This window comes from Aeromonas sp. QDB25 (assembly GCF_027707725.1).
In the GTDB taxonomy this organism is placed as follows: Bacteria; Pseudomonadota; Gammaproteobacteria; order Enterobacterales; family Aeromonadaceae; genus Aeromonas; species Aeromonas caviae.
In genome coordinates, this window is record NZ_JAPCIZ010000019.1 from 41,224 (window position 1) to 67,265 (window position 26,042).

The window sequence follows — 26,042 nt, forward strand, 5'->3', positions numbered from 1 at the left end:
CGCCTTGGCGTTTGCCCGCCAGTTTGGGCGGGCAGACTGGCGCCGCTTCCTCAGCGAGATATCGGCTAGGGAGTATGTCGAGTGGAGCGGCCATTTCCGGCGCTTCCCGTTCGATTACCACCTGCGCCAGTTCGAGATGGGGCAGATCTGCGCTGCGATCTACAACACCGCTTTCCGACCTCCAGAATATATCCCTTTCACCCATTTTCTCTATAACCAGCCAGCGGATCCCGAGCCTGTCGAGCGTAGCGATGACGAGCTGATGATGTTGTCTGGTTCCGTACCAGGTGTGGAGCGTGTCGATGTCATCAACGAATGTAGCTGACCTTCGCGTCATGCTCAGCGCGGATCTGTCATCGCTCCCGGGCGATGTTCGTTCCGCTGCCAACATCCTGAAAAGCTATGTCTCCGATGCGGTGCAGGCCGAGGATGCCACCCGCCGGTTTGGGCAGAGCTTTGGTGAATCGGCCGATCTGCTGTCGCAGAAATCCCAGGCCATCATCGGCGGGTTCAATGTGGTACAGGGTGCCGTCATGGGCATTGCCGGCACGGCGGTCGGTCTGGCTGCCTCCGTCAGTGCGTTGGCCCAGCAAGGACGTGAGCTCGAGCAGATGGCCCTCAAGGCCGGCGTGACTGTCGAGCGGATGCAGGAGCTCTCCTACGCCACCCAGCAGTACAACGTCACCGGCGATCAGCTCTCTGACATGCTCAAGGACGTTCAGGACAAACTCGGCGACTTCTCGGCAACGGGCGGCGGCGAGTTCAAGGACTGGATGGAAAACATCGCCCCCAAGGTGGGGCTGACCGTTGCCAAGCTGCAGCAGATGGCTGGCCCGGAGGCGCTGATCGCCGTCCAGAATGCGATGGACGCGACCAACGTCTCAGCCTCTGAGCAAATCTTCTACCTGGAATCCATCGCCAACGATGTCTCGACCCTGCAGCCGCTGCTGCGCAACAACGGGGCAGAGCTGCAGCGTCTTACCGGACACTATCGCAGCCTCAACGTGGCGCTGTCAGAAACCGATATCCGCCAGCTCAAGGAGATGGATCAGGCGCTGCAGGATGTGTCCCTGCGCCTGCGCAGCTCCTTCGCCCAGGGGGTGCTCGGTGCCAGTGAGCAAATCGACTGGCTGAGCCAAAAGCTCGGCTATGCCGTGCAGTGGTGGGGCTCTTTGCTCGATTCATGGGCCGACAACCCCCGCACCATTGATGGCATGGCCAGCCGCCTCGGCAACCTGCGGGAAGAGCTCAAGGAGCTGGACGACCAGATCCGGGAGACCGGTACCCAGAAGGCATTCGGTGGGGTGGGGCTGCTCGATGCCATTCTGGGGGACACCCAGGGCAAGGCCGGGCTGCCAGAACTGCAGCGCCAGCGGGAAGAGATTGCCGCTGAAATCGATCGTATCCAGGAGACCTATAACCGGGCCCGTTTCGGGATCGGGGAGGCCCCTGAATACAAGCCGCCCTTGCCGGTATCATCCCGGGATATGTCAGCCGACACCAAGAAGCTGACAGACAAGGGGGCGACCACGCTCTCCTCGCTCGATATGCAGTATGCGGACGAGCGGGAAAAGATGCGGCTGGCCCATGAGGAGCGGCTGGCCAGCATCAGCGAGATGCAGCTATCAGAGCAAGATCTGGTGCGCACCGGGTTTGACTCCATCGAGGCACTGCGTGACGAGTACCGCCAACGCGAGGCAAGCCATTACCAGCAAGAGCAAGACGATTACCTGCGCAAGCGCGAGGAGCAGATCGAGCGCGAGCTCGAGGTGGAGCAGCGCCGCCAGGAGCAGCTTGCTGAGCAGGAGCGCCGGCGGGTAGAGCAGCAGTCCCGTGACCAGCAGCAAGCCGCCCGCGACATGCTGTCGTTTACCACCCAGACCACTGGGCTGATCACCGACATGCTGCAGAGCAGCGGCAAAGAGCAGACCTTTCTGATGAAGGCCCTGCTTGCCACTCAGAAGCTGCTGGCCATCCCATCGATTATGGTGGCCGGTCAGCAAGCCGAAGCGGGTGCCGCTGCGTTTGCGGCGATGACCGGCGGCATGGTGGGCGCCGAGTCAGCCCGGGCGCTGATGAAGGCCCAGACCATGATCTCGGTCGGAATTGTCGCCGGCACGGCCATCGCCGGCATGGCCCATGACGGTATCGATGCCATCCCCCGGGAGGGGACATGGCTGCTGAATACCGGCGAACGGGTTTACACCAACCAGAGCGCCCAGCGCATCGACCAGATGTACGACAAGCTGATGGGTTCCGGCGGCGGCGCGTTGGGCGGCAGTCCGGTGTTTGAACAGCACCTGCACTTTAGCGCCGACATGACAGACGCAGACCGCAATGCGGTGATCGCGTCTGCCGCACAGCAGGGCTACCAAATGATGATCCAGGACTTCGGCACTTACGGCCAAGGCCGCCGTATGTTGGGGGTTTAATGAATGTTTACGATTGGCCCGCCGCTGTGCGGGTGCGCGGATTCCGCCCTGGCCTGGAAGGCAACAGCCGCTCGTTTGAATCACCATTCACCGGTGACGAACAAGTGGTGGACACCCTCGGCAGCAAGTGGGTGTTTGAGGTGGTGATCGGGCAGATAAAAGACCTGGCCCTTGCCAGCCGTTTCAGTGCCCGCCTTGAGAGCGTGGGCGGCCGCAAGCACTGCATCAAGCTGTATGACTTCTCTCGACCCCGCCGCGCCGTGCTCGGTACGCCAGTGGTGAATGAGTCACTGTCTATGCGCCGCTATCTGACTAGTCGAGGGTGGACGCCATCCAAGCTGGTGCTGAATGAGGGTGACTGGCTGCAGATTGGCAATGAGCTCAAGCGGGTGGTCAGCGATGTTCGCTCTGATGCGTCTGGCCGCGCCACCATCAACATCGAGCCGGAGCTGCGAGCAACCTATGCCAGCGGCACCCCGCTGCTGGTAGAGCGGCCTATGGGGCTGTTTCGCATCGATGACAAGCAAGCTGGAAAGGGGATGATCACCAACAAGGGCGCCGACTTCGGCACCATACGGTTTCGAGAGGCCCTCTATCCATGATCACCGGTATTGATCCCGCTTTCTTGGCGGCCCTGTCTAGCCCCTATGTAACTGGGCTGTACGCGCTGGAAATTGACCTGGTAAGTGGGGTGTCCCGCATGCACTCCGGCCTCGGCGAGCTGGTCATCAACGGCCAGCTGTTTTATGGCGTAGGTGCGCTGGGTTCCGTCTCGACCCAGAAAGAGCAGCTGTCTACATCCCCCACCAAGTTGACCATTTCCCTGACCGGGCTTGATCACTCCCTGCTGGCCGAGGTGATGCGCGAGCGCATCGTGGGCCGCTCGCTGCGCCTGTACCTGGTGCTGCTCGATGATGCCGGCAACGTCATCGGCGCCGCCCTGCAGTTCAAGGGGTTGATTGACCAGACTCCGGTCAAAGCCGGCAAGACCAATACGATCCAGCTCAGCGTCTCTAACATCTTCGAGAGCTGGAAACAGGGGCTCCCCTACCGCTGCACTGACGAGAGTCACCAACGCCTTTATCCCGGCGACCGTTTTTTCCGTTACCAGGATCAGATGGCCAATCGGGATATCCACTGGGGATCTGCTAAGGACGCCCCCTCATTCCGCTACGAGGAATAACCCATGCGCAGACCAGATTGGCAACGACAACTGATCACCACCCTTGAGGCCGCCAGAGTGCGGCCTTTTGTTTGGGGGGAGCTCGACTGCTGCCTGTTCGTTGCTGACTGCTGTGTGGCGACATGTGGCGTTGACCCCGCCGCTGTTTACCGGGGGCGCTACACCACGGCCATCGGCTCTCAGCGGGTACTGACCAAGGAGCATGGCAGCATTGCCGCCGTGCTCGATGCCCACTTTCAGAGAATTGACCCCGCGCTGGCCCAGCGCGGCGATCCGGTTGTGTTTGATGGCCCGCTTGGACAGACAGCTGGTCTGATGTGGGCCGGTCAGGTTTGGGCCATGACGGAACAGGGGGCGCGTCCTGTTCCCGATGCTGTTCCTTTGTTCGCGTGGAGAGCTGAATAATGCCTGCAGTAGCCATCCCCGTTATTGCCGGCATGGCCGCCGGTGCCGGCGCCTATGCCGCTACCACCATCGTGCTATCGACTGCTATTTCCATCGGGATGGCGGTAGCCAGTGCGACCATGATGCTGATGACCAAGACGCCTAGCCTCGGGGACTACACCAGCGCCAGCGAGCGCAGCCAGTTGTTGCGGGCAGCAGCTTCCGCCAAAGTGGCCTGCTATGGCAGGGTAGTGTCATCTGCCCTGATGAGTTTTGCCGAAGAAGAGAAAGGCGAGCAGACCGAAGGGGAATGGCTGCACCTGGCAGTGGTGCTCAATGGCCACGAGATAGATCGCCTCGGCAAGATCCTGGTCGGGGAGGATGAGATCAGCACCTATGGCGACCTGGTCAGCTACACATTTCACAATAACCCGACCGAGGCGGACGCCTTCCTGCTGGCGAACTGCCCGAGCTGGAAGCCAGACATGATCGGCCGCGGCCTCGCTTGGCTGCGGGTCTCCTACAAGTCCAACTTTGAGAAGTTCCCAGCCGGCCTACCCAACCTGCGCATCGAGAAATTTGGTCGCCGGGTATATGACCCCCGTGACGGGAAGACGAAATGGACTGATAACGCCGCCCTGGTCATCCTTGACTACTATCGCCACTGGCTGAAAACGCCAGATGACGAGATCAACTTCGAAGAGTTCAAGGTCGCAGCCAATATCTGCGATGAAATCGTGACCCGCCCGGATGGTCGCACCGAGCCTCGTTATACCCTCAACGGCGAGTTCGACCTGACAGAGCCGAAAGCCAAGGTGCTCGAGGCGATGCATGCGGCTTGCGCTGGTCAGCCGACCTATGTCGGCGGCCGTCACGGCATCGTGGCCGGTGCGTACTATGGCCCGGCTACCGATGAGCTCCATGATTACCAGATCATCGGTGACATCGAGCTGCTGCCGGAGCCTGCCAGTGCCGACCGCATCAACACGGTGACCGGCACCTTTGTCGACCCGGATAGCTTTACCGTCACGGACTTTCCGTCAGTGGTCGTGAAAGAGTGGGTCGAAGAGGATGGCGGCATCGAGCTGGCAGAAGATCTCGATCTGCGCTTCGTCACCAGTCCGTACCAGGCACAGCGCTTGGCCAACATCATGCTGCGCCAGCGCCGCACCAGCCGCACCTTGACCGTGCCGGTGAACCTGTCTGGCTGGCGGTATCGCCCAGGCTCGTACCTGCGCCTCTACATCCCCGCCCTTGGCATCGCCGGTGCCGAGTTCCGGGTGGTCGATTGGGGGTTCAACCTGCTGGGCGGTGTCAATCTGACGCTGCGAGAAGAGTCTGCGGCGGTGTGGGATGATGCCGTGGGCAAGCCGATGGAACGCCCCGACATCACGACACTGCCAACCGGTGGGCTCGCTATGCCGGATGATCTCCGGTACGAGACCGAGCAGATCGGTGACGTGGTGCAAGGTGTACTGCACTGGCGCAATGCGGGGCGGGTTGTATACAACCAGGTGATCATCCAGCGCCTTAGCCCGCCGGCTAAAGCGGTGACCGTTCACACCGCCCAGGTAACGGGGGAGCTATGCCGCCTTGCGGGCCTACCGGCGGGGAACTATGTCGCCCTGGTGCGGGCCGTCTCGATCACTGGGGCCCATTCAGCGGTGGCGGCGGTCAACTTCACCATTGAAGTGCCTGCCACCCCGACAGGGGTGGAGGTCGAGGCAGGTAACTGGTCGCTGGCCATCCGACCATTGTTCACCGGCGGCACCGATAACGGGACGCTGTGTGAATGGTGGTGGAGCCGCATTGAACACCCGATCAATGAGGCCATGACCAAGGCTACCTTTGCCGGCACGGCGTCATACATGACCCTGCAGGGCCTCAGGCCAGACACGCAATACTATGTCTGGTTGCGAGCCGTGAACGCTTACGGCAAGTCAGGCTTGCTGGCGGCCACGGCCAAGACCCTCTATGACCCAGAATCGATCCTGGATGTGCTCGATGGCGAGCTCGGTCTCGACCAACTCAAGGAGGAGCTGCGCCGCCCCATCGAGAAGATCCCCGCCCTGGACAAGGCCCTGTTTGATGTCTCTGCCATCGTGGCCGATATCAAGCCGGTTGCCGAGCGGGTGCCAACCATCGAGCACCTGCTCACCGAGATGGACGGTGAGCTGGCTTCGGTGGCGCAGCGAGCCGAGCAGGCCGAGAGCGTGCTCAAGGCTGAGCAGGACACCCTTGGCAGCATGGGGATCAACACGGCCCTGCAGCAAGACAAGCTGCACGGCATGCTGTCCAGCGTGAGAAAAGAGATCTCGGATGTTCGGGATGCGATTTTCACCGTTGACCCCGAGACCGGCAACATCGAGATGGATGCCGTTCGTGCGCTGCGCGATGAAGTCCACGCCTCGGTTACACACATCAACCAGACTCTGGACGCCCTCGAGGGGACGCTGTCCAGCAAGGCCAGCCAGGCCGTGCAAGATGCCCAGGGCCAGCGCCTGACCGAAGCGGAGCAACTGCTCGATGGTATCAAGGGTCAGCTGACCCAGCTGGTCACTAAGTCGGAGTTCACCGCCCAGGGTGAACGACTGACCGAAGTGAGCCAGAGGCTCGATGCCGCGACCGGGGAGCTGTCTCAGAAGGCCGCCCAAAGCGATGTAACCGCCCAAGGCAAGCGCCTCGGGGTGGCAGAGCAGCGACTCTCCGCCACGGCAGACCAGGCATCTGCCACGGCCAAGGCAGTTGATGGCCTGACCGCCAAGGTTACCGAGCAAGGGCAAGAGATGAAGGCCGCCATCACCAACGTGGCGGAGGTATCTGCCTCGGCCACTGAGCAGGTGGCGCGGCGGGTATCCGGGCTCGAGACTCGGGCTGACTCGGTAGATGGCAAGATCCTAGCAATCGAGGAGGTGGTGGAGTCTGTTGGTGGTGTTACTGCAGGGCGGTTAGATGAGATCTCGGCCCGCCTCGATCTCAACAAGGTCGCTGCAGACGATGCCGCCATGGGGGCGATTGGTGCTGCATTGGCCGGTGACGCCGAGGCACAGCGCCAGCGCCAGACCTCTGCCGCGATCCAGCGGGATCAGCGGGTGCAGGTTGAAGCGCACCAGGCGCTCGCCAAGACGGTCGAAACCCTCTTTGCAGACTTCGAGGGTGAGCAGGCAGATACTGCTGCCCGCTTCACCTCGCTGCGGGAGGTTGTCGCCGGCGTTGAGCAGTCAACCACCAAGCAGCTCGAGCAGCAGCGCAGTGAGTATCAGCAAGGCGACCAGGCAAACATGGCCGCCCTGGAAGAGCAAGGCCGCACCCTCACCGCCGCTGACAAGGCGCAGGTTGAGCAGATCACTCAGCTGTCGGCCAAGGTGGACAAGGGGGATAGCCAGCTGGCTGCCGACATCAAGGCGGCCAAAAAGGCCCAGGTGGAAGGTGACCAGGCGCTGACGGAACGGCTCGATCAGCAGCAAACCGAGGTCGGGGAAACCAAATCTCAGATCACGGCGCTGGCTAAAACTGTGAGCGATGGCCAGCAGTCCACCGCCCAGGCGCTCGATGTGCTCGATAGCAAGACCGAGCACACCGCCGCCCAGCTTGGCAACCTGTCCGAGACCGTTGCGGAGCAGGGGAAAGCCCTGGCGACCAGCCAAAGCGACATGATGTCAGAGATCGATCTGGCTGCCATCGGTGCCATCGGTGCCGCGCTCGCCGGCGATGAGGCCGATCAACGATCCCGCAAGGCCCGGGCTGAAATCAAGGTGCAGCAGCAGACTCAGGCTGATGAGCTTAAGGCGACAGCCAAGACGCTCGAAACCCTCGGGGCCGAGTTCCAGGGTGAGAAGGCCGACACCGCTGCCCGCTTCACCACGCTGAAAGAGGTCGTCGCCGGCGTTGAGCAATCAACCACCCAGCAGCTCGAGCAGCAGCGCAGTGAATACCAGTCGGCAGACCGTGCAGCCAAGGCAGCTCTGGAAGAGCAGGGCAAAACCCTTGCCGCAGCCGACCAGGCGCAGGCTGAGAAAACGGAAAAGCTACAGGCCGATCTGACGCTGCAGGGCAAAGAGCTCTCGGCGGCTGTTCAGTCGGTGGCCACCGCTCAGAACGATGCTGAAAAGGCCATTGGCCAGCGCATTGACACCGTGCAGGCCAGCGTGACAGAGCAGGGCAAAGAGCTCTCTGCTGCTGTTCAGTCGGTATCTACCGCCCAGAAAGAGGGTGATAAGGCCCTTGGTCAGCGCCTAGATACCGTGCAGGCCAGCGTGACCGAGCAAGGCAAAGAGCTCTCGGCCGCTGTCCAGACGGTAGCCAAGGCGCAGGCTGACACCGCCGGCAAGCTCTCGGCCGGGTGGTATACGAAAGCCCAGCTCAATGGCGAGGGCGGCGGCTTCGGGCTGTCTGTCACCATGGCATCGGACGGGTCGATCATGACCTCCTTTGCCATCGATGCGGACGTGTTTGCCGTGCTCTCCCGGGCTGGCGGCGTGACCAGCAAGCGCAACCCATTTGTGGTCAAGAATGGCGTGACCTACATCAATCACGCGATGATGGACACAGCCGAAATCGCCAATGTGATCGCCAAGTACATCCGGGTTAACAGCCTGGATGCCGCGACCATCGTCAACAGCGATTTCAAGGGCGGCAATGCCGGCTTTGGTCGGGGTGGCCCATACGGTGGCTGGGGTGAGACATGGCACACCATCATCTATGCCGATGGCACCATCCGCACCAATAAGCTCTACGCCGATTCCGGCAGCTTTACCGGTCATGTACGGGCCAACTCTGGCGAGTTCAACAACGTGGTGATCAGGGAAAACTGCCAGATCTTGGGGCAGTTGGATGTGACGCAAGTGGTAGGGGATATCGTCAAGATGATCCAGGCACCGGCGAACTTCTATGTGCCAGCCTATCGCCGTGCCAGGGTGTTGATTGCTATTAAACCTATCAATGTTTCTGCCGCCGTATCTGGTCAGGGTGAATTTGGCATCAAGCTGATCTGCAAGCTCAATGGCCAGGTTGTTGATTCAGTGCAGCAAACCCAGTATGTCCCGACCGGTGGCAACCCCTATTTCAGGGCGTACCTTCAACCTGCTATCGAGCTACCTGCTTATAGCGAGGGCAATGTCACCTTCGAAGTGGAGAAGGTTGGCGGCAGTGGCATCAGTAACATCCAGTTTTCCGGCACGGCCACCTGGCTGATTGCCGTCAAGTAACCCACAACCCGGCTTCGGCCGGGTTTCTTTTTGGAGAACGCTTCAATGGCAGGATTGTGGTATCGGGTCGGCACTGTCACGCTCACCAATGGCTCTAAGGCCGTGGTGGGCTACGGCACCAAATGGAAGTCTGCTAACCCGCTTCCGGGCAAAGGCAGCATGCTGTGCGGGCCGGATGGCAAGGTATACGAAGTCGATACGGTCGCAGACGACACAAACATGACGCTGGTATCGAACTACACGGGCCCCAGTGGCGCCGGCCAGGGGTATGCCCTGGTGCTAATGGCGCTCACCATCCCGCAATTCTCGACCCAGCTGTCGCAGTTTGTGCAAAAAAACTCGCTGTTCGCCTCCCAGATCAACACCCTGCTGACGGCCACCGGCGATGTGAACCTGACCGACCCGGATACCGGGTTGGTGATCAAGGTGCCGAGCTGGTCGAAGATTGCCAGCGAAGGGGAGGGGCAGGCGGCCCGTGCCAAGCTGGAGGCCGACAAAGCGGCTTCCAGCGCGGAAGAGGCCAAATCAGCGCCTAGAGCCGCCATTCCATATATGGACTTCGCCCGCTACGGCATCAATGGTAAAACCCCCACTCTGTCGCTCGATTTCATTAAGGCAGAGCACCGCATTTATGAAGGGATGGGCGCTGGGTTTAATCTCAAGCCACTCGCTCAAATCATGCCGTTAACTCGCTCATCATCAGCTACCGCTCAGGGGCCAACTGCTATTGAGCAGGTTGGTAATGATGTGATGCGTGTTGTGTATCGTGATGGAGTAAAGCTAGGAGGTGTGGCAGAGCCACAAACTACCAACCTCATGTTGTGGCCACATCCTATTGCCCAGGCTGGTTCGAGTGGCCAGCAGGGGGGGTGGTATTACAACGACAGCACAAAACTTACGCTTTCCAGCGTATCAGTTCAGTTACCTGATGGCACGACAGGAGCAGCCAGTCGTCTGCTCGGACTGAATCAAGGGTATGTACGATTTTCAGTCGGAGGTACAGCAGGGTTTACTGCAAGCATTTTTGTCAGAGATATTCAGGGAGCGCTCACCCTTCGCGGTGTAGCAACTGGATATACACCATGGACCGCCACCATAAACGCAGATGGAACTATTGCGACAGCGCCAACAACCGGGACTCTGACTGTAGAGAAATGCTCGAGCGGTTGGTTCCGCATCGGCATGTATGACCCTGCCGCGACCAGTAGCTATGAGTTGCAAATGGGGTCAGGTTCTGTCAATGCGGTCACTATATGGGGCGGCCAGCTCGAATCTGGCTCGGTTATGACTAGCTACATCCCGACTGCTGGCACGCAAGTGACTCGATCAAGAGAGCTTTTTAGGCGGGATTCGTCCGCGCCACTCTTGTCATCTTCGATGTCAGTTATTTTTGTCGGGAGAAAACAACAGGGGATCACCAACGTTTTTTGGACCATTGATGACGGTGCGGATAGTGACAAGGTCATTCTTGAGTCAGACACAAGTGGCGGGCTCATCAGAGCAAAGGTGTTTTCCGGTGCGACTGAGGTCGCCAGGGTGAACGGGCCATCAAGCAACACTCCATCCCAGCGATTCAAAGCGGCCGTTTCGTATGACAACGTAACCAAGCGCCTTTCACTGGCGGTTAACGGCGTGATTTATACCACATCCGTCGGTTCTGCATCGCTGTCAAAGGTGTTAAATCGCATCAGTTGCGGCTGTACAGTTGGTGGCTTTGGTCAGGGCGGTCAGCCTATCGAACAGTTTGCCGTGCTTCCTTCAGTGCTGGCTGATGCCGAGCTTATTGAGGTGACCAAGTGACCCGCCACTACTGCACGGGGCTGGGCCCCGTTTCCCCTGGTACTAACAGCTGCTGCAAGCAGCACGACAACGACTATGGCGCCAAAGGTACGGTATCCCGCGCCGAGGATGACAGGCGCTTGCGCCAGTGCATGATTGCCCAGGGCAAGCCGGTTCTGGCTTGGCTGTTCTGGGCGGCCTGCCGCGTTGGCGGCTGGTATTTCTGGAAGGATAAGACAGATGATTGATCTCTACCTCAAGGCGGGCAGCAAGTCGGCCATGACGCTGGCCCTCAAGACGGCGGGCTTTATCCAGGTTCCCGACACCGGCGAGCTTTATCACCCCGCCGCTGCGCTCGATGTGATCGGCACCATCTACCAGCCAACTGGCGAAAAGGTGATGGTAGATGGCCGCCAGGAGGATGTGCTGGCTCCCGTCCCTGGCTACCACGTCAACGTGCGAACCAAGTCGGAGGCGCTTGCCGCTGCTCTCGATGCTCAGCGAACGTACCCAGTGACGCCCGTGAGAGTATGGGCCTGATATGAACCCGCCCCGGCCTTGTGCCGGGGCTTTCTTTTTTCGCCTTGCCCAGCTGGGCTGCCAGGTGTCAAAATTAACCTGTACGTTTATACAGGTACATCCGGGAGGGTTGTCGGTGGGTAGTGTGACGAGTGATCAAGATGATCAGGTGATCGATCAGCGCGGATCAAGTAGGATGGGTGACCTGCAGAAGGTCTTGGCGGAGCTGCTCGAGTATATCGGGCCTGACGTGTGTGATTCGTTTGTGGCCGAGCGGGTCGAGAAGGCTGCGCACCTGGCTGCAGAAGTGATCAATAATCCGGCTAGATGAGACAGAGGCGGCGCCAAGATTGCGCCTAATGCACTAGCTGTGCTACATTCTGTGACATGGATTGGGGCGGGATGTGTCGCCCCAAATAGAATCAAAAATTGGCGAGTGCCCAAAATGACGAAACCCAGCCTTGCAGGGCTGGGTTTCTGATTCGGTTGTACCAGTAAACAAACAAGATACAAACGACTAATCGCAAAGTCAGTTTACTGGAGCAGTGCCGAGTTGGCAACCTTGCCGCCCTTTTTTTAGGCGGAACAATGTTAAATCTGACTGATTACGTCCAGCGGGATGCTGGCCGGCCAACCGTAGAACGCGGTTGCTATGTGACGAATGCTACCCCTCAGTTTGAAAAGCCCGGTCACCACAAGGGCCGCCCCAAGTTTATCGGAAAGTCCTACAACATCGCCGCTAAGCGCGATCTGGCTTGCTGGCCTGGATTTATCCCGCTCCGACCCCTCATCGGCCGTTCCCGTCATTGGAATGCGCACCGCGCCCGGGCGCTTAATCAAATGGCGCTGGCCATGCTCCACTACACCAACGTGATCACCTGGCAGGTGGAAACCTCCGTTGATGTGCTTACCCGCCAGTGTGGCCTTGACACAACATCCCGATCCGGTAATCACTCGATCTCTCGTGGATCTCGCCTTATCCAGGATCTGGAGAAGATGGGCATCATCGAGGGTAAGTTGCACTGGGATGACGTTGCCGGATGTTGGGGCTATAAAGCTCTGACTGTCACAGAGCGGTTCTGGGACATGGTGGGCGTGGGCGCCGAAGAAGCGATCAAGGTGCGGGAGCTGGCGTGGGATAAGTGGCGCAATGAGGACTCCTGGATGCGGGACGGACTCGACCCGACATATGCCATGAACCTGTCGCACAAGGCTTACAGCCAGCTGCGCCTGGAACGCCTCAAGCAGCGAGCGTTCGAGTACCGCCGCCGCAAGTCCGTCACTGCCGCCCAGATCCGCCGCGCAAAGAGGTTGGTCGCCGCAGGCAAGGACGCTATGCGCCGTGAGGTAGCAGATGGCATGTTCAAGAAGATGACCCCCGACGAGGCCAGGCGTTCAATGCAAGACCCCGCCGCGTTTAACCGGGCCGTGTCGCTGGCAGTGTATCGCCTCGAGGCGCTGGCCATGGAGCCATTGCCTCGAGAGTAAAGCTACAATACCCCCTCAGATACCCCATATAACCGCCTAACGGCGGTGCCTGTCGTTCATTATGGCCAGTAATGGTCACCCCGCCAGTCTCCATCCAGAGCCGCTCCTGGTTCGATTTATCCACATCCAGCCCATGCTCACGCCTGCCCCGTTGGTTTCCGCAGGGGGTTGCACAGTTATCCATATATAAATGCATCCCACTTTTCCTCTTGTATGCTGTGGCGTAGCGAATAGATGCAAGATTCTCTAAGAGATCTTAAACAGAGAACTAAGAGATAGATCTTATTGTCTGTGTCCCGTTATCTGTCGATAACGGGGATAACGCCTGGCTATGCAGGCCAGCAAGCTGGCCGCCGCCAGCCCAAGGACGAGAATGCCTGCCCTTGCAGGGCGGCAAGCCGCCCGCCGGTCAGCACTCAACCCCATTCGTGGGGGCAAGCCCCCACACCCCAGCTCACAAACCCCAGCTTGAACCTGTCATGCCCCACAAGGGGGCCGATCACCTTCATGGGGGCGTCAAGCAGCATGGGCCTTAAAGACGGCTCAGCAGGGAGGGGGGTGGTTGTCGCTGTGATAACGCAGTCATCCATCCACACCACCGCCGCTGTGGCCATCAAAAAGAAAAGCCATGGCAAGGCATGGGCTCGGGTCGAGATTGCGTAAAACGAGGCTCAGGCACGTTAGAGAGTGGCAAAGCAAAATAATGAAATCGGCTATCGAAAAGCAACAAGGCCGTAACATATTTTGAAGGGGTGAACCAGGTAGTCAGGCGCCGGGTTGATTGTCGGTTATGGCCAGTTCGCGCCGTTAGCCTGGTCAACGCCGGCGGCCAGTGCCGATTTAACATATAACTGATTAGCCGCGGTGACTTTCTCACAATTTTGGTGGGGCCCTGACCGGCGTCCCGCAGGCCTCGGCAGCCTCGTAGGCATAGCGGACTGCGAGCTCGGCCATGGCCGGCGGCAAGGCCAGAAACGCCTGTAGGATGGGGTCATCACCACGTTGGCCAACCGGCATCAACATGTCGGCGATCTCGATGCCGATAGCCTGGCAGATCCGCCGCGCTGCATGAAGAGGCATGAACGATTGTGTGCGAGGGGATAGCCATCGCCTAAGAGAAGGCTCAGGGAGGGGTTTGGGGAGCAATGGAACCAAAAACCAACGTAAGCCCTACCAACGCTTTTCGGTGTCTTCTTCCCAGGCGCCCATCTCGACAAAACAGTTGCGCATGTCGGCCTCCTGGCTGATCTCGGTCAGCAGGTCATGCACGCTCTTGTCCAGCTCATCGTCGCTCCGATACGGAATGGTCAACTCATAGTGGCCGGCATCCAGCCGCTTCATGCCATAGGGCTCCAGGCAGTAGCGCTCAATGTTCTCCGTGGCCCGCTTCCGGCCGCGCACGAACTTGCTGTTATTCACCACCGCGAGGCGCAGGGTGACGGTGGCCACCCGCTCGGCGGCGGGCGGCTCTGCCGGCGACGCGGCCGAAGGCTGCTGGTCGCGTGACCTGGCGCTCTTCTGGTACGCGCCGATCTCGACACCACGGTGGCGCAGGTAGCTGTACAGCGTGCTCTTGGAGATGTGCAGCTTCTCGCCGATCGCGCTGACGCTCAGGCGACCTTCGCGGTAGAGGGTTTCGGCCGCCATGGCGGTGGCCTCAGCCTTGGCTGGCAGGCCCTTGGGACGGCCACCGATCCGGCCACGCGCCCGTGCGGCCGACAGACCCGCCTGAGTCCGCTCGCGGATCAGCTCGCGCTCGAACTCCGCCAGCGAGGCGAACAGGTTGAACACCAGGCGGCCTTGGGCGTGGGTGGTGTCGATGGGGTCATTCAGGCTCTGTAAGCCGACCTTGCGCTCTGCCAGCTCGCCGACCAACTCGACCAGGTGCTTGAGGGAACGCCCAAGGCGATCCAGCTTCCAGATCACCACGGCATCACCCGGCCGCACGTTGGCCAGCAGTTTGTCCAACTCCGGCCGGGCGCTTTTCGCGCCGCTGGCGATGTCTTGGTAGATGCGTTCGCACCCGGCCTGTTTCAGGGCATCGACTTGTAGGTCGGCTTTCTGATCCCGAGTGCTCACTCGCGCATAACCGATCTTCATCAAAAGTACTGTTTACTCGACTACGTTAGTAATAGTTGAACTTTGATTAAGCGTACCAGTTATTTGAACCGTAGCGCGGGGAGCTTAACGAACCGAGCCATTCCTCGATAGAGTTCGGCAAAACCTTCGTTTTGTCGAACCATTGCATCGCCCTTTGTGATTGGCGTATAAACACACAAACACCTATTAGCGGAGAACGCTATGAATACCATTCGCTGGAATGTCGCCGTCTCGGCCGACACCGACCAGTCGCTTCGGATGTTTCTGGCCAGCCAGGGCGGCGGCCGTAAGGGCGACCTGTCGCGCTTCATCGAAGAAGCGGTACGGGCACACATCCTGGAGCTGAGCGCTGAGCAGGCCAAGGCCGCTAACGCCCATCTGAGTGAGGCAGAATTGACCAACGCGGTTGACGAAGCGCTCGACTGGGCACGTAAGCGCTGATGCGGGTCGTGTTGGATACCAACATCCTGTTCAGCGCCCTGATCTCGCCACATGGCGCGCCCGATGCGATCTACCGTGCCTGGCGGGCGGCGCGTTTCGAGGTGGTGACCTCGCGGATGCAACTCGATGAAATTCGTCGAGCCAGCCGCTATCCCAAGCTTCAGGCCATCCTACAGCCCGCCAAGGTGGGCGCCATGATCAATAACCTGCAACGGGCTGTGGTACTGGAGCGCCTGACCATCGAGGTCGAAGCCGATGATCCGGATGACTCGTTTTTGCTGGCCATGGCCTTGGCGGGCGATGCGGACTACCTGGTAACCGGTGATCGCCGCGCCGGCCTGCTGCAACGCGGGCACATCGAACGCACGCGGATCGTCACGCCCGCCGTGTTCTGCGTCGAGGTGCTGTGATCAATGCCGGTCGGTTTTCTGACTCAAGAGCAACGCGACGGTTTTGGCCGCTATGTTGATTCGCCCAGCCGTGAAGAGCTGGAACGTTACTTCCACCTGAGCGATGAAGACCGTGAAGCCATCCAGGTGCTGCGGGGTAACCATAACCGTCTGGGTTATGCCGTTCTGCTGACCACCGTCCGCTTCGTTGGCGTTCTGCCGGACAAGCCCGCCGCCGTGCCGGTGGAAGTCCTGCAGGTGCTTTGCCGACAACTGGCGATTCCAGACCCCGACTGCCTCCAGCGCTATAGCGATCATCGCCGCTGGATACATGCCACCGATATTCAGAACCGCTTTGGCTATCGTCATTTCACCGATCCGGGCATCGGCTTTCGCTTGAGCCGCTGGCTGTATGCCCTCTGCTGGACGGGCACCGACCGGCCGGGAGTGCTGTTTGAGCGAGCCACCTCGTGGCTGTTCACACAGAAAGTCCTCCTGCCTGGTGTGTCTCAACTAGAGCGCTTTATCGCCCAGTTGCGCAGTCGGGTCGAAGAACGCCTCTGGTTTACGCTGGGCCGCAGCGTGACTGAGGAACAGCGATTGCAACTGCAAGACTTGCTGACGGTGGCCGAAGGCAACCGCAGCTCCCGGCTGGATCAATTGCGCTCCGGCCCGGTCATGGTCAGTGGCCCCGCGTTGATTCGGGCACTGCGCCGGCTCGATGACGTGCGCGGCATCGGCATCACCTTGCCGGCGGCGGCGCACATCCCTCCCAGCCGTATCGCCGCCCTGGCCCGCTTCGCCAACACGGCCAAGGTCACCGCGATTAATCGGCTGCCGGCGTCGCGGCGGATGGCGACACTGGTGGCCTTCGCACTCTGCCTGGAGGCGACTGCGCACGACGACGCACTGGAAGTCCTGGAGGCCTTGCTGCGCGACCTGTTCAGCAACGCGGAGAAGGCCGACAAGAAAGCCCGCATGCGCAGCCTGAAAGACCTGGATCGGTCGGCCGCGACGCTCGCCGCCGCGTGCAAGGTCGTGCTGGACAGCTCGATCAGCGATGACAACGTGCGCGCCCGGCTGTTCAACGACCTGCCGAGGACCACCCTGGAAAAGGCCCTGGAAGAGGTCAACGCGCTGATCCGCCCGGTAGATGACGTCTATTTTCTTGCATTGGAAGCGCGCTACCGCAGCGTGCGCCGCTTCCTGCCCGACCTGCTCAAGCACATCCGCTTCGGCTTCAGCCCGGCCGGCAAGGGCGTGGCGGCTAGTCTGGAGTGGCTGCAACTGAACCTGCCGCGCCGGAAGCCAGAGGATGACGCGCCGCAGGAGATCGTGGCCAAGGCTTGGCAGAAGCACATCACCCGCGAAGATGGCTCCCTCGACATGGGTGCCTATGTGTTCTGCACGCTCGATGCGCTGCGCACGGCCCTGCGCCGCCACGATGTCTTCGTCTCGCCCAGTTGGCGCTATGCCGACCCGCGTCTTGGCCTGCTCGACGGTGCCGAATGGCTGGCGGCGCGACCGATCATCTGCCGGTCACTGGGCCTGACCATCGACGCCAAAACCACCCTGGACGCCTTGTCCGTCGAGCTGGATGCAACCTGGCTGGCAGTAGCCGCGCGCCTGCCCGACAACCCGGCGATTCAACTGAGCGAGAACACCGAGGGCAAGACCGAACTGTCGCTCGGGGCGCTGGACAAGCTGGACGAGCCCTGCTCGTTGCTGCAACTGCGGGCGGCCGTGTCTGACCTGATGCCGCGTGTCGATCTGCCGGAAATCCTCTTGGAAATCGCCGCCCGCACTGGCTTTTCCGAGGCCTTCACCCATGTCTCCGAACGCAATGCACGCGCCGACAACCTGGTCACCAGCCTCTGCGCGGTGCTGTTGGGCGGGGCCTGCAACACCGGCCTGGAGCCCTTGATCCGCACCGACAACCCGGCGCTGCGCCGTGACCGGCTGTCCTGGGTCAGCCAGAATTATATCCGCGACGACACCCTGTCAGCGGCTAACGCCATCCTGGTCGGAGCGCAAAGCCAACTGGAACTGGCCCAAGTCTGGGGTGGCGGCGAGGTCGCCTCCGCCGATGGCATGCGCTTCGTCGTACCGGTGCGCACCGTGCATGCCGGCCCCAATCCGAAGTATTTCGGCACCGGCCGGGGTGTCACCTGGTACAACCTGATTTCCGACCAATTCTCCGGCCTCAACGCCATCACCGTGCCCGGCACGCTGCGCGACAGCCTGGTGTTGCTGGCGGTCGTGCTGGAACAGCAGACCGAGTTGCAGCCGACGCAAATCATGACCGACACCGGGGCCTACAGCGATGTGGTGTTCGGGCTCTTCCGCCTACTTGGCTACCACTTCAGTCCGCGGCTGGCCGATGTCGGCGGTACCCGCTTCTGGCGCACGCGCCCGGACGCGGACTACGGCAAGCTCAACGGGCTGGCCCGCCAGTCGGTCAAACTCGACCTGATCGCCGAGCACTGGGACGACCTGCTGCGCCTGGCCGGCTCGCTCAAACTCGGCCGGGTGCCGGCGACTGGCATCATGCGCACGCTGCAAACGGGAGATAGACCCACCCGGCTGGCCCAGGCGCTGGCCGAATTCGGGCGGATCGAAAAGACTCTGCACACGTTGACCTATATCGACGACGAGTCCAAGCGCCGCGCCACCCTGACCCAGTTGAACCGAGGCGAAGGCCGGCACAGCCTGGCCCGCGCCGTGTTCCACGGCAAACGCGGCGAGCTCCGCCAGCGCTACCGCGAAGGCCAGGAAGACCAGCTCGGTGCTCTGGGCCTGGTGGTGAACATCATCGTGCTGTGGAACACCCTCTACATGACGGCGGCCGTGGAACGGCTCAAGCAGCACGGCTATCCAGTGCTGGAAGAGGATTTGGCCCGGCTATCGCCGCTGATCTACGAGCACATCAACATGCTCGGGCGGTATTCCTTTGCGGTACCGGAAGAAGTTGCGCGCGGCGAGCTGCGGCCACTGCGTAATCCAGACGACGACCTGTGATCCCCCTAAACGCTATGAGCAACACCCAAGCTGCTGCTGGATCGGCGGGCACTTCACCGAGCCGAACGAACAGAAAACGCAGCAATCCCCTGGGTTGGGGCGCAGCAGCGCCTTGCAGTTGCTGCACTCGTAATAGAACTGGCAGGCGTCCGTGGGCATGGTTTCCGGCTTGGCGAAGCCGCAGCGCGGGCAAGTCAGCACGGACTCAAGGACAATGGCGCTCATCGTGACCTCACTTCTGCACTGTGGAGGGGTATCCCGCGTTCGCGGTCGCCTCAGTCAGTGCCTCGGGCTGGGCCTTATCGGGATCGTAGGTGACGGTCGCCGTCTTCTGGTCGAAATTGACCTGGACGTCACTCACGCCGGACACCTTCTCCAGCGACTTCTTGACCGTGATCGGACAGAGTCCGCATGTCATGTTCTGCACGTCGAGCGTGACGGTTTTCGGGGGAGCCGCCAGCGCCACGAAGGGCAAGGCGAAAAGCACGGCGATCAGCAGTTTGCGCATGGTTAATCTCCTTCAGTAGAACAGCGGGGCGAGCCACGGCACGGCCAATAGGCCGAGCAGCAGCACGCTGACGATCCAGAACACGAGTCGCTGTCGCACGAGCGTGCGCGGATCGGCGCAGGGTGTACCTGGCGTACAAACCTGTGGCACCAGGTAGAGCTTGCGGAATGCCAATCCCAGGAACAGTAGAGTCAACCCGATGAAGAGGGGGCGTAGTGGCTCCATCATGGGGTCACCTCAGAAAACGGAAAAAATCGTACGGTAAGCCGCTGGCATGGTCTAGCTTCTCGCAAACGATCGTTTTTGAGAGGCTTCAATGAGAATCAGATCCGCGCTAGTGCTGGTATGGCATGTTGCTTTCTCGAAAACCACTCTCATATTGCACGGCTGAAACAGCCGAGTTTCGAGAACCACGAAAATGCTGTTTCTAGGGGTTGGCAGCTTGCGCAAAGCCGCGCAGTTGCTGGGTATCGGATCTCTTAACGTGCTTTAATTTCCGAATTCTGAAGCGACCCCATCATGGTCAGAGCGCCCACCCACGTACCGCCGACACCGAGTGCCAACAGCACCAGTGGCCCGACACAGCACACCGACGCACCGATGGCGGTCAGCGAACTCGCGACCAGCGAGCCTTTCCCGGTGAGTTGCATCCCCATTCCCATCTCCTGAGCCTGATTGCCTAGGTGCTATTCTAAACTCCGTACCAAAGTACGGAATCAAGGAGAAAGTGATGGCCACAGAGCTGACCATTGGCAAGCTGGCAGACGCCGCCGGGGTGAACGTCGAGACGATCCGCTACTACCAGCGACGCGGGCTGCTGGATGAACCAGCCAAACCCTTGGGTGGCCATCGGCGCTATCCGGTGGACATGGTGAAGCGACTGCGTTTCATCAAGCGGGCTCAGGCGCTGGGTTTCACGCTCTCGGAAGTCGGTGGACTGCTGACGCTGGATGAGTCGTGCGCCTGTGCCGAAACGCGAGCACGGGCTGCACGCAAGCTCGCGTTGATCGAGCAGAAGATGGCCGACTTGGTCGTCATGCAGCAACTGTTAGGCGAACTGGTGCAGCAATGTGATGCGGGAGACGGCGGAACGATCTGCCCGATCATCGAGGCACTGATCAGAGAGTAATGCCTGGCGGGTGAGCTGGAGATCGGAAAGCCCCTTTACGGTGGGATTCAGAGCTTACGTTGGTTTTTGGTTCCATTGCTCCCCAAACCCCATGATCATGGTTGAATTCTCATTATTTGTGGTTTTGTAAAAATACAGAAAAGCACATGCAATGAGCAATCAAAATAAGTTCCAGACTCCATGAGTTCGTCCGGCCTGCACTCCCTAGTTCTGGTTGTGCAACGGTATTGCCAGTATTACAATGTAATGGCGTTTGAAATTACAAAGTGAGGCGGTTATGGGCACGATTAACCTGCGCATTGATGATGAACTGAAGGCACGTTCATTTGCGGTGCTGGACAAATTGGGGGTGACCCCCTCGGATATTATCCGGCAAACCCTGGAGTATGTGGCCTCTCAGGGGCGGAGCCCGTTTCGCACTACCGTGGTGACGGAGGACGAAGAGGCACTGTTAGCCATCGTGCGAGAGCGCTTGGCCAGCCCGCAGAAAGGCATCAAGGTATCGCTGGATGACCTTTGAACTCGAGTTTGATCCGCGAGCGTGGAAAGAGTGGAAAAAGTTGGGCGATACCGTTCGCCAGCAGTTCAAAAAGAAACTTTCAGAGGTGATCGAGCGCCCCAGGATTGAGGCAAACAGGCTGAATGGGATGTCTGATTGCTACAAGATCAAATTGCGTGGCGCGGGGTATCGGTTGGTTTACCAGGTACAGGATGATCGGGTGGTGGTATTCGTGGTCGCAGTGGGGAGGCGCGAACGGGAAGAGGTATATCTGGATGCCATGTCACGTCTTGATTAGCGGACGTTGTAAGGTGTGACCGCCTGCGGTAACGTACTGGCCAGAAAAGACAAACCCCGAATCTCTTATCTTCATCTTGGCGGAGTCGGTAAGAGAGTTCGGGGTCGTTCACTAAGAACAGGAAAATAATAACACATGGATCACGCTAAACAACCCTGCCCCGCCAATAAGCGCGGGCATCATTGACGAAAACAGCCTCTCGCGCCTCGTTTGTCGAACGTCTGCCTCATCGCCCCTACTGTACTGATGACCCGTCACAGGGCCTGTTGATCCGCCCGAAGGCTACCGCGCTGGCCTATCGCCACATCCAGCACAACCCGCTGCCGCACGTCGCCTGCCTGGTATTCGATATCGACCGACCAGATGGATACGCCGCATGGGAGTCCGCTGGACTGCCAGCTCCACACTGGATCGCCATCAACCTGGATGAAGGGCTGGACGAGAACGGGGTCTGTCATCGAGGCCGTGCCCACATCGGTTACATGCTGGCTACCCCTGTGGCCCGCACCAGCGCAGCCAAGGCGAAACCATTGCGCTATCTGGCCGCCATAGAACACGTTATGGCGCATCGGTTAGGGGCTGACATGCGGTTCACAGGCCTCATCACCAAGAACCCCACACACAGCGATTGGTGGACGGTCTGGCACCCCATTGAGCCCTATTCTCTCGACTATCTGGCCGAGTTCTGCCCGGATAAAGATCTCGCCGCCTACAGTCGCCGCAGCCGCAAGGAGGCGAGCGGGCTAGGGCGTAACGTCACCCTGTTCGACAACGTGCGGGAGTGGGCTTACAGCGCCGTCAGAGAGTATTGGCGACCCAATGGGTACGACGCATGGGCTGAGGCTGTCAGAGCTGCCTGTGACAGTGCCAATGCGTTTGGGCTGGAGCAGGGCGGTCCGTTGCCCGTGTCCGAGACGAAGGCCACGGCCAAGAGCATCGCCCGTTGGGTATGGCGACATTTCACCCCGTCCGAGTTCCGCGCCATTCAGGCAACCAGAGGGGCCAAGGGGGGCAAGGTTTCCAAGGGGGGCGGGAGGCCCATGGGAACAAGCCGGACTAACTGGGAGTTGTGGGAAGCCATTCAGAGCATGAAGGCTGCCGGATACCCGCATAGCACCATCGCCGACGATCTCAATATTTCCGCCAGTACGGTAAGCAAGTACGCCAAAATTTCAAAATAGCGATCGCGAAAACAAGCCATATCAGATAACAGCGCCCGTAGGGCGGCCCCTTCTCGAAAGTCATTTAAGAGAGAGAGGCTCGTTGCGAGGGGGGTAAGGCCGATCCCGAAGGGCTGTCCATCAGGCCATGTGTTTGGCCTGTGGGCAGTAGGTCTTATCCCCGGAGCTGTTTGTTCTCTGCCGTTCGCAGTGCCCGCAGAATCTCCCCGGCCTGCTCCGGGGTCAGTACCACCGCCGACCCTCCATCCCGGATAGCCTGCATCTGGGCATCCAGCCCCTCTACCAATGCCCGATTTATCGTCACAGTAACGTTATTGTCCTGCTGCTTTGCACGGTAGGCTGCTTGTCGTTCTGCCCCTGTTTTGGCTGATCCGGTTTTTGGCCTACCCCGTCCGCGCTTGATGCCAAACATGTCCCCAGTCCCCTGATCCTTGGTGTCCTTCATGGTGTTATTTCCTGTCACTGTAACGGTAATTGATTATGTGTCACTGTGACGATAATTGGCAAGTTGCCGACCCCCTGTTTTTTTGCTGTACTGGCATTAAGCCAGCGTACCCGTATTACGTTTTAGCCTGCTTCGCGGCTCAACGTAACACGGGGCTGGTGAGGGGCTATGCCCCTTCAATCCCCCTAAACCCACAGCCGGAGGCAGCGTGTCCAAGGTCCAAAAGATAACCACCGTCAGCGTCAGGATCGACAAGCCGACCGCCGCCGAATGGCGCGAGCGGGCGACCGCATCCGGGCTCAGTGTGTCTGACTGGATCCGGGGTGCGGTGGATGCCAATCAGCAGACGAATTTGCCGACGCCCCAGCGCCGTCCCGTCCGTGTCCGCGATACCAGCAACGATGCCGACCCGGCGTTGATGCGCCAGTTGGCCGGGATGAGCAACAACCTCAACCAGATAGCCCGAGCCCTGAACGAATGCCGGTTGGCCGGCTCGTCGGTGCAACTGGTGGAAGTGCTGGCCCTGCTGCGCAGCATCGAGGCTGAGGCAGCCCACTTGCTGCCCCAGTTGCCTCCTCCCCCCAAGCCGACCACCAAGGAGAGCAGCAGCGATGCACGTTAAATTCCTAGCCCACGGTACGGGCAGCGGCGCCCGCGCCTCGGCCTACCTGCTTGGGGCGCACGACCACACCGGAGCGGAGCGGGCCGGGGTGACGGTACTGCGGGGGGATCCGGCGCTGTTCGCGGCGGTGGCCGACTCACTGCCGTTCCAGCAGCGGTACTCCAGCGCGGTGATTTCGTGGGCCGCCGAGGAGGCACCGACCGCTGCCGAGATCGACGAGGTGCTGGCCGATTTCGAGGCGCTGGCATTTGCAGGACTGGAGCCGGAGGACTACCACATGACCGTCGTCCAGCACGACGAACCGGGCGGCGGGGCGCATGTGCACATCCTGATCCCCCGTGTTCACTTGGGCAGCGGAAAATCGTTCAACCCGGCTCCACCAGGTCAACGCGACGACTTCTATGCGGTCAGGGACAAACACAATCATGCCAAGGGCTGGGCGCGGCCAGACGACCCGCTCCGGGCACGGCTGCTGCGGCCGGATTTCGAGGCATACAAGGGCGACCACCCGGCCATCAAAAAACAGATCACCGACCACCTAATCGGGGCCACCGCGCAGGGGGTGATCACAAACGCCGCCGAGCTGCGAGCCTACCTGCAAGAATCGCTCGGGTGCGAAATCACGCGAACGGGCATGGATTACATCAGCATCAAGCCGGAGGGCTACCCCAAAGCCGTCCGGTTAAGGGGAGAGTTATATGGAGCATCTTGGACAGCAGAAAGAACGCTTGAGCGAGAGGCTCAAGCAGCGGCAAGAGCAGGAATTGGGCGAGGTGGAGAAGTTAGCGAAAGCGGTGCTCGACGAGCTCAAGAAAGACTTAAAAAAGCGTGTGAACGACGAGCTGAATACAACCGTGGGCGCTATCCGGGACGGGATAGAGGGATTGCCCCAACAGATCTCCGACTCGACCGACCCATTGAGGGAGGTCTTGGAGCAGGCCCGGAGCGAGGCCAACACCCTCAAGCTGATCTCCAGCGTCTGGCTCAAAGCCTTGCTGGTTGGGGTGTGCACCGCAGTGGGGATAGGGTTGGGGAGCTGGGGGGTATTGAGCTGGATGGGCAGCGAGGTTCAGCGGTTGAACAGCGAGATCAGCAGCGCGAAAGCCACGCTGGCGCAGCTTCCGACCGGAGTGACCTTCGTCCATCAGGGCGGCAAGAGCTACATCCTCGCGCCGACATTGGGGCAACCGTTCAACGTGAAGGACAGCGACAAAATGGCTGTGGAGGTGAAGTGAATGACCGAACTGGAACGGGTGCTACTCGACAGGCTGGAGCGGATAGAAACGGCACACCAGCAGCAAACGACGGCTTTGGAGCAGCAATTACAGCAGCAGGCGCGTTCTTTGAGCGAGTTGCAGATCGCTTGCACCAGCGCGCTGGAGAGTTGCGGGGTGTTATGCGGCGAGCTACAGCGTTCGTTCGAGACGTTGCAGAGCGGGGTAGAGCGGTCGAACAGAGCGACAACGACAGCGCTTGGCAGCTTAAGCAGCAGTGTCAACGACTTGAACGAGGCGCTGGACGCCTTGCAGAGGGCGCAGCGCTGATCGCCGACAGGGCTGCGGAGCTGCGAAAAGAGCAGCGGCGAGATCGTGGATTTAGCATGTGATATATCGTCACAGTGACAATAATTAAGGAGATCGGGTATGAAATCAGGTCGGTTGGGTACACCTGACACGGTGGCGCATATTCGCCAGTTCCCCCCGGTTGAGTACGAACTGGCGAGCTATCAAGGCTCCCCGTGGCTATGGGCCGATGGAAAGCCGCTGATCGACCTCCTCGATGCGACCATCGACTGGATGATCGATGACGACGGCAGTCGCTGGATCGTCATTGATACCGAATACCTGCGCCAGCAGGTGGCCCACTATGCCCTGCTGTCCGCCGATACATGGCGGCAACGGCTGCTCGATGCTGGCGTGGAGGTGGATTGAGGTGCGATTGAGTGATCGGTTTCCGGGGTTGATGCTGTGGCATACGGTGGCAGCTGTGGCCGCCGTGTTTGCGGCGAAAGCCCTGCTGTACTGGGTTGCGGACTGGTTGGGCCTTGGGCCGCTCTACAGCGCCTTGGCGGGGCCTTCTTGGGACGTGGCGGCGTGGATAGCGTTGGCAGCCCTGCTGCTGCGGTGGATGAAGGTCTAGCCCGTTCTGCCGCGCTGCGCTTGGCTGCCCCCGAGCTCGCTGCGACAGACTGCGCTAGTCGCCCCAGTTCGGGGGCGACATTGCAGTACTGCAATCGGGTTGTGACGGCGCTTGGATTGCGTGGTAAATTTAGGTATCACTAGGTAATACCTTTGGCTAACAGTGAGGTTTTATGTCCGCAGCTACCAAACCCATGTCTATCAAACTTGATAGCGATACCCAAAGCCGGATCAAGCAGCTAGCTGCTGCCCGCGACCGTTCAGCGCACTGGATGATGCGCG

Annotated in this window: 30 protein-coding genes; 22 read left to right on the plus strand and 8 right to left on the minus strand. The window is 60.2% G+C overall.

Annotated elements, in window-relative coordinates; translation table 11 throughout:
* Window positions 1-4 precede the first annotated feature (4 nt).
* The 10 genes from PG883_RS09105 to repA all read left to right on the plus strand — a co-directional run bounded on the left by PG883_RS09105 (window position 5) and on the right by repA (window position 12,992).
* The gene (locus PG883_RS09105) at window positions 5-325 is read left to right on the plus strand and encodes a phage tail assembly protein T (RefSeq protein ID WP_270807126.1); all 321 of its coding nucleotides are present in this window, start codon (window positions 5-7) and stop codon (window positions 323-325) included.
* On the plus strand, window positions 303-2,432 hold the full coding sequence (locus tag PG883_RS09110; protein WP_270807127.1) for a hypothetical protein: 2,130 nt from the start codon (window positions 303-305) through the stop codon (window positions 2,430-2,432). The genes PG883_RS09105 and PG883_RS09110 overlap by 23 nt, the downstream gene beginning before the upstream one ends.
* Window positions 2,432-3,034 carry a hypothetical protein gene (locus tag PG883_RS09115; RefSeq protein WP_270807128.1) on the plus strand — a complete coding sequence of 201 codons (603 nt, stop codon included), beginning with the start codon at window positions 2,432-2,434 and terminating at the stop codon, window positions 3,032-3,034. Before PG883_RS09110 ends, PG883_RS09115 begins: the two co-directional genes overlap by 1 nt.
* Before the next feature lie 89 nt (window positions 3,035-3,123).
* Window positions 3,124-3,615, plus strand: a complete 492-nt coding sequence (locus PG883_RS09120) for a hypothetical protein (RefSeq protein WP_270807129.1) — start codon at window positions 3,124-3,126, stop codon at window positions 3,613-3,615.
* Between the two features lie 3 nt (window positions 3,616-3,618).
* A complete protein-coding gene (locus PG883_RS09125; protein ID WP_270807130.1) occupies window positions 3,619-4,020 on the plus strand; it encodes a DUF6950 family protein in 402 nt (133 codons plus the stop codon).
* On the plus strand, window positions 4,020-9,206 hold the full coding sequence (locus PG883_RS09130; protein WP_270807131.1) for a phage tail tip protein J-related protein: 5,187 nt from the start codon (window positions 4,020-4,022) through the stop codon (window positions 9,204-9,206). The genes PG883_RS09125 and PG883_RS09130 overlap by 1 nt, the downstream gene beginning before the upstream one ends.
* Window positions 9,207-9,251: 45 nt before the next feature.
* A complete protein-coding gene (locus PG883_RS09135) occupies window positions 9,252-11,006 on the plus strand; it encodes a phage head spike fiber domain-containing protein (RefSeq protein WP_270807132.1) in 1,755 nt (584 codons plus the stop codon).
* Window positions 11,003-11,233, plus strand: coding sequence for a hypothetical protein (locus PG883_RS09140; protein ID WP_270807133.1), 231 nt, complete (start codon window positions 11,003-11,005; stop codon window positions 11,231-11,233). Before PG883_RS09135 ends, PG883_RS09140 begins: the two co-directional genes overlap by 4 nt.
* Window positions 11,226-11,525 (plus strand): hypothetical protein, encoded by a 300-nt coding sequence (locus tag PG883_RS09145; protein WP_270807134.1) that lies wholly within the window; start codon window positions 11,226-11,228, stop codon window positions 11,523-11,525. Before PG883_RS09140 ends, PG883_RS09145 begins: the two co-directional genes overlap by 8 nt.
* Window positions 11,526-12,092: 567 nt before the next feature.
* Window positions 12,093-12,992: a plasmid replication initiator RepA gene (gene repA / locus PG883_RS09150; RefSeq protein WP_270807135.1), complete on the plus strand. Its 900-nt coding sequence runs from the start codon at window positions 12,093-12,095 to the stop codon at window positions 12,990-12,992.
* Window positions 12,993-13,865: 873 nt separating this feature from the next.
* On the opposite strand, the gene PG883_RS09155 is transcribed toward repA, so the two are convergent.
* Together PG883_RS09155 and PG883_RS09160 are read right to left on the minus strand one after the other, a co-directional pair.
* On the minus strand, window positions 13,866-14,072 hold the full coding sequence (locus PG883_RS09155; protein ID WP_270807136.1) for a hypothetical protein: 207 nt from the start codon (window positions 14,070-14,072) through the stop codon (window positions 13,866-13,868).
* A gap of 90 nt (window positions 14,073-14,162) precedes the next feature.
* Window positions 14,163-15,092 carry a recombinase family protein gene (locus PG883_RS09160; RefSeq protein WP_003150544.1) on the minus strand — a complete coding sequence of 310 codons (930 nt, stop codon included), beginning with the start codon at window positions 15,090-15,092 and terminating at the stop codon, window positions 14,163-14,165.
* Window positions 15,093-15,293: 201 nt separating this feature from the next.
* On the opposite strand from PG883_RS09160, the gene PG883_RS09165 reads away from it, so the two are divergent.
* The 3 genes from PG883_RS09165 to PG883_RS09175 are packed head-to-tail and all read left to right on the plus strand — an operon-like array spanning window position 15,294 to window position 18,940.
* A complete protein-coding gene (locus PG883_RS09165) occupies window positions 15,294-15,533 on the plus strand; it encodes a ribbon-helix-helix domain-containing protein (protein WP_003089107.1) in 240 nt (79 codons plus the stop codon).
* Complete coding sequence (locus PG883_RS09170) at window positions 15,533-15,943, plus strand: putative toxin-antitoxin system toxin component, PIN family (RefSeq protein WP_003150546.1); 411 nt, start codon at window positions 15,533-15,535, stop codon at window positions 15,941-15,943. The genes PG883_RS09165 and PG883_RS09170 overlap by 1 nt, the downstream gene beginning before the upstream one ends.
* A 3-nt stretch (window positions 15,944-15,946) precedes the next feature.
* The gene (locus PG883_RS09175) at window positions 15,947-18,940 is read left to right on the plus strand and encodes a Tn3 family transposase (RefSeq protein WP_033995769.1); all 2,994 of its coding nucleotides are present in this window, start codon (window positions 15,947-15,949) and stop codon (window positions 18,938-18,940) included.
* Between the two features lie 12 nt (window positions 18,941-18,952).
* Here PG883_RS09175 and PG883_RS09180 read toward each other — a convergent pair whose 3' ends face one another.
* From PG883_RS09180 to PG883_RS09195, 4 genes are all read right to left on the minus strand, one after another.
* Window positions 18,953-19,165: a GDCCVxC domain-containing (seleno)protein gene (locus tag PG883_RS09180; RefSeq protein WP_003089113.1), complete on the minus strand. Its 213-nt coding sequence runs from the start codon at window positions 19,163-19,165 to the stop codon at window positions 18,953-18,955.
* Window positions 19,166-19,172: 7 nt separating this feature from the next.
* Window positions 19,173-19,448: a mercury resistance system periplasmic binding protein MerP gene (gene merP, locus PG883_RS09185; RefSeq protein ID WP_003150552.1), complete on the minus strand. Its 276-nt coding sequence runs from the start codon at window positions 19,446-19,448 to the stop codon at window positions 19,173-19,175.
* A 12-nt stretch (window positions 19,449-19,460) separates the two neighbouring features.
* The gene (locus PG883_RS09190) at window positions 19,461-19,676 is read right to left on the minus strand and encodes a mercuric transporter MerT family protein (protein WP_225865360.1); all 216 of its coding nucleotides are present in this window, start codon (window positions 19,674-19,676) and stop codon (window positions 19,461-19,463) included.
* 251 nt (window positions 19,677-19,927) lie between these two features.
* Window positions 19,928-20,104, minus strand: coding sequence for a mercuric transporter MerT family protein (locus PG883_RS09195; protein ID WP_224873767.1), 177 nt, complete (start codon window positions 20,102-20,104; stop codon window positions 19,928-19,930).
* Window positions 20,105-20,178: 74 nt separating this feature from the next.
* Here PG883_RS09195 and merR point away from each other — a divergent pair, with 74 nt between their 5' ends.
* From merR to PG883_RS09215, 4 genes are all read left to right on the plus strand, one after another.
* A complete protein-coding gene (gene merR, locus PG883_RS09200; protein ID WP_003089120.1) occupies window positions 20,179-20,577 on the plus strand; it encodes an Hg(II)-responsive transcriptional regulator in 399 nt (132 codons plus the stop codon).
* A 277-nt stretch (window positions 20,578-20,854) separates the two neighbouring features.
* The gene (locus PG883_RS09205) at window positions 20,855-21,097 is read left to right on the plus strand and encodes a type II toxin-antitoxin system RelB/DinJ family antitoxin (protein ID WP_068979438.1); all 243 of its coding nucleotides are present in this window, start codon (window positions 20,855-20,857) and stop codon (window positions 21,095-21,097) included.
* A complete protein-coding gene (locus PG883_RS09210) occupies window positions 21,087-21,374 on the plus strand; it encodes a type II toxin-antitoxin system RelE family toxin (protein WP_068979439.1) in 288 nt (95 codons plus the stop codon). Before PG883_RS09205 ends, PG883_RS09210 begins: the two co-directional genes overlap by 11 nt.
* Window positions 21,375-21,640: 266 nt before the next feature.
* A complete protein-coding gene (locus PG883_RS09215) occupies window positions 21,641-22,555 on the plus strand; it encodes a replication initiation protein (RefSeq protein WP_270807137.1) in 915 nt (304 codons plus the stop codon).
* Window positions 22,556-22,709: 154 nt separating this feature from the next.
* On the opposite strand, the gene PG883_RS09220 is transcribed toward PG883_RS09215, so the two are convergent.
* Window positions 22,710-23,000 (minus strand): hypothetical protein, encoded by a 291-nt coding sequence (locus PG883_RS09220; protein WP_042650710.1) that lies wholly within the window; start codon window positions 22,998-23,000, stop codon window positions 22,710-22,712.
* A 208-nt stretch (window positions 23,001-23,208) separates the two neighbouring features.
* On the opposite strand from PG883_RS09220, the gene PG883_RS09225 reads away from it, so the two are divergent.
* Window positions 23,209-23,622 carry a MobC family plasmid mobilization relaxosome protein gene (locus PG883_RS09225; protein ID WP_043849774.1) on the plus strand — a complete coding sequence of 138 codons (414 nt, stop codon included), beginning with the start codon at window positions 23,209-23,211 and terminating at the stop codon, window positions 23,620-23,622.
* Window positions 23,623-23,758: 136 nt separating this feature from the next.
* Here PG883_RS09225 and PG883_RS23935 read toward each other — a convergent pair whose 3' ends face one another.
* Window positions 23,759-24,160: a hypothetical protein gene (locus PG883_RS23935; RefSeq protein WP_316942068.1), complete on the minus strand. Its 402-nt coding sequence runs from the start codon at window positions 24,158-24,160 to the stop codon at window positions 23,759-23,761.
* Window positions 24,161-24,320: 160 nt separating this feature from the next.
* Here PG883_RS23935 and PG883_RS09235 point away from each other — a divergent pair, with 160 nt between their 5' ends.
* The 4 genes from PG883_RS09235 to PG883_RS23940 form a co-directional block, all read left to right on the plus strand.
* The gene (locus PG883_RS09235; protein WP_043849772.1) at window positions 24,321-24,857 is read left to right on the plus strand and encodes a hypothetical protein; all 537 of its coding nucleotides are present in this window, start codon (window positions 24,321-24,323) and stop codon (window positions 24,855-24,857) included.
* On the plus strand, window positions 24,858-25,166 hold the full coding sequence (locus PG883_RS09240; protein WP_043849771.1) for a hypothetical protein: 309 nt from the start codon (window positions 24,858-24,860) through the stop codon (window positions 25,164-25,166).
* A 99-nt stretch (window positions 25,167-25,265) separates the two neighbouring features.
* Window positions 25,266-25,553 carry a hypothetical protein gene (locus PG883_RS09245; protein WP_043849770.1) on the plus strand — a complete coding sequence of 96 codons (288 nt, stop codon included), beginning with the start codon at window positions 25,266-25,268 and terminating at the stop codon, window positions 25,551-25,553.
* A gap of 401 nt (window positions 25,554-25,954) precedes the next feature.
* Window positions 25,955-26,042: CopG family ribbon-helix-helix protein (locus PG883_RS23940; RefSeq protein WP_442866371.1), on the plus strand; the 88-nt coding region annotated here is incomplete at its 3' end.